Origin of the sequence: Burkholderia sp. Ax-1720 (genome assembly GCF_011753035.1) — a bacterium.
Classification (GTDB): Bacteria; Pseudomonadota; Gammaproteobacteria; order Burkholderiales; family Burkholderiaceae; genus Burkholderia; species Burkholderia gladioli.
Genome location: NZ_VWWK01000344.1, coordinates 1 through 2953, shown reverse-complemented (window position 1 = coordinate 2953; position 2953 = coordinate 1). Strand labels below are relative to the sequence as shown.

Sequence of the window (2953 nt, the reverse complement as noted above, 5' to 3'; positions counted from 1 at the left end):
AGCGCGGCGGGCGTGCCGGCCTCGAGCGGCGCCTCGACGGCATGCTCGCGCAGCACGCGCAGGTCGGCCAGGCCCATGCCGAAGGCCGACAGCACGCCCGCGAAGGGGTGCAGCACGATGCGCCGCATGCCGAGCTGGTCGGCCACCGCGCAGGCGTGCTGGCCGCCCGCGCCGCCGAAGGCGCACAGCGCGTAGTCGGCCAGGTCGTGGCCGCGCTCGACCGAGATGGTCTTGATGGCCTGCGCCATGTTGTCGACGGCCACCGCCAGGAAACCTTCGGCCACCGCCTCGCCGCTCATCGCGCGGCCGGTCTCGCGCTCGATGCGGCGCGCCAGTTCGGCAAATTTGGCGCGCACGATCGTCACGTCGAGCGGCAGGTCGCCCCGGCTGCCGAACACATGCGGAAAGTGCGCCGGCTGCACGCGGCCCAGCATCACGTTGCAGTCGGTCACGGTCAGCGGGCCGCCGTTGCGATACGAGGCGGGGCCCGGGTAGGCGCCGGCCGATTCGGGGCCGACCTTGAAGCGGCCGTGCTCGAAGCTGCAGATCGAGCCGCCGCCGGCCGCCACGGTGTGGATGTCCATCATCGGCGCGCGCACGCGCACGCCGGCCACGCGCGTCTCGAACACGCGCTCGTAGGCGCCGTCGTAATGCGCCACGTCGGTGGAGGTGCCGCCCATGTCGAAGCCGATCACGCGGCGCTCGCCGGCCGCCTCGCTGGTGCGCACCGCGCCGACGATGCCGCCGGCCGGCCCCGACAGGATCGCGTCCTTGCCCTGGAAGCGCGCGGCGTCCACCAGCCCGCCGCTGGACTGCATGAACATCAGGCGCACCTCGCCGGTGTGCTCGGTGACGCGGTTCACGTAGTCGCGCAGCACCGGCGACAGGTAGGCGTCCACCACCGTGGTATCGCCGCGCCCGACCAGCTTCATCAGCGGGCTGGCCTGGTGGCTCACCGAGATCTGCGCGAAGCCGCATTCGCGGGCCAGCTCGGCCACCCGCAGCTCGTGGGCCGGGAACCGGTAGCCGTGCATCAGCACGATCGCGATCGCCTCGATGCCGGCCTCGCGCGCCGAGCGCAGCGCGCGGCGCGCGCCGTCCTCGTCGAGCGCGCGCAGCACGCGGCCCTGCGCGTCGACGCGCTCCCCGATCTCGGCCACCCGCTCGTACATCTGCGCCGGCAGCTCGATATGGCGCGCGAAGATGTCGGGGCGCTCCTGGTAGCCGATCCGCAACTGGTCGGCGAACCCGGCCGTGATCGCCAGCAGGGTGCGCGCGCCCTTGCGTTCGAGCAGCGCATTGGTGGCCACCGTGGTGCCCATCTTGATCACCTCGATGCGCTCGCGCGGCAGCGGCTCGCCAGGGCCGATGCCGATCAGCTCGCGGATCCCCTGCACCACCGCGTCGCGATAGCGCTCCGGGTTGTCCGACAGCAGCTTGTGGGTGAGCAGCCGGCCGTCGGGCCGGCGCGCGACGATGTCGGTGAAGGTGCCGCCGCGATCGACCCAGAACTGCCAGCGGCCGTCGTCGACGGGCTCGGCTTGCGACGAGGGGACCTGCGCGGATTGCTGCGTGACTTCCATGACTTCATCTCCGAGGGCTGCCGGCCGGCGGGCGCGGCATGCCGTGTTGTGCTGGCCGGATTGTCGGCGCGGCATCGGAAGCGAGTCGATGAAGAAAAATAAATCCGCCGTATAACGAAATGCTATTCGCGGCGATAATCGCGCCCGGACGCGCCGCCGCGGCGCTCGCGAGGCGGCCGGGCGCGCGGCGCCGGTACCGACCGGTCCGTCGTCGGGCCGACCGGTCATACCACCGAGCCGCACACGCGCGACGTGTCGCGCTGCATGCGAAGCGGGCGGGATCGATTGTCGACAATCGGCATTGCCTCGCTGAAAGCCCATTTTTTACCGCTCATTTTGAAGTGGCGGAAGGAAGTTTCCATTCCTGTAACAAACGGTGGCCGATCCTGCGCGATGATGGCCTCGCTCGCACCAGTGCCGGTGCTGGCGTGGCTCGGACCCGGTCTCGAACAGTCGACGCGAAGTGCCCATCGCGCGCTGTAATGACTTTGTCATCTCGATGCATCAACCACGGAATTACCGGAAAAATTCGCCGGGAAATTCGACTCGTCATTGACGGAGTTTGCTAATGGATTTGATGCAAGCGATACTTAAAAAATTTGCCGTTTGTGCCTGCTAGTTTTGGAGCCGGGCACTCACGCGCCCGGATTTCTTCAGATTTATCGTGCGAGCGCCGTTCATGCCGACTGCCGTTGATTTCCTGCTCGAGCAGAATCTTTCCTCCCAATGGCGTGGTTTCCTGCGCGCGCTGGCCGAGGAATTCGAATCGCAACTGAGCCCCGACGAACTGCGTCACTTAATGTTTCGCGTCGGATGCCGTTATGCGGGGGAGCACGCGCTCGCCCCCTGCGAATCCACCGCCGATCTCGAGCATGCCCTGAACCTGCACTGGGCCTCGGTCCGCTGGGGATACGTGGAGTTGTCGGACCAGGGCAGCCACCTGCGCATCGTCCACTGCGGCGCGCCGATCGCGGCCTTCGGCAACGGCGCCCTGGCCTGGATGCCGGCCTTCCTGCAAGGCAGCTACCAGACCTGGCTCGACGCGATGGGGGCAAGCCAGCTCACGGTCGTGCAATCGGGCAGCGAGGACGACGGGTTCGCCGTCGAATTCCTGCTGACCTCCGAGACGGTCTGAACGCCGCCGCGGCGCGTAGCCGGCCAACAGCCGGGCCGCTCGCGGCCGGGCGGGGCGCGATCCTGGCCTGGATGCCGGCCTTCCTGCAAGGCAGCTACCCGACCTGGGTCGACGCGATGGGGGCAAGCCAGCTCACGGTCGTGCAATCGGGCAGCGAGGACGACGGGTTCGCCGTCGAATTCCTGCTGACCTCCGAGACGGTCTGAACGCCGCCGCGGCGCGTAGCCGGCCAACA

The 2953-nt window shown here is 68.7% G+C and carries 3 protein-coding genes; 2 read left to right on the top strand and 1 reads right to left on the bottom strand.

What is annotated here, in order from left to right; translation table 11 throughout:
* On the bottom strand, positions 1-1583 hold a 1583-nt coding region (locus F3J18_RS36415; RefSeq protein WP_275691844.1), incomplete at its 3' end, for a hydantoinase/oxoprolinase family protein.
* 679 nt (positions 1584-2262) lie between these two features.
* Here F3J18_RS36415 and bcsD point away from each other — a divergent pair.
* Together bcsD and F3J18_RS38625 are read left to right on the top strand one after the other, a co-directional pair.
* Entirely contained in the window at positions 2263-2718 is a 456-nt protein-coding gene (gene bcsD / locus F3J18_RS36410; protein WP_025099181.1) for a cellulose biosynthesis protein BcsD, read from the top strand.
* A gap of 71 nt (positions 2719-2789) precedes the next feature.
* A complete protein-coding gene (locus tag F3J18_RS38625; RefSeq protein WP_275691843.1) occupies positions 2790-2924 on the top strand; it encodes a hypothetical protein in 135 nt (44 codons plus the stop codon).
* Positions 2925-2953: the final 29 nt, after the last annotated feature.

Bases quoted from the DNA above. Each gene is read 5' to 3' on its own strand.
- bcsD (WP_025099181.1), top strand. From the start codon at position 2,263: ATGCCGACTGCCGTTGATTTCCTGCTCGAGCAGAATCTTTCCTCCCAA.
- F3J18_RS38625 (WP_275691843.1), top strand. From the start codon at position 2,790: ATGCCGGCCTTCCTGCAAGGCAGCTACCCGACCTGGGTCGACGCGATG.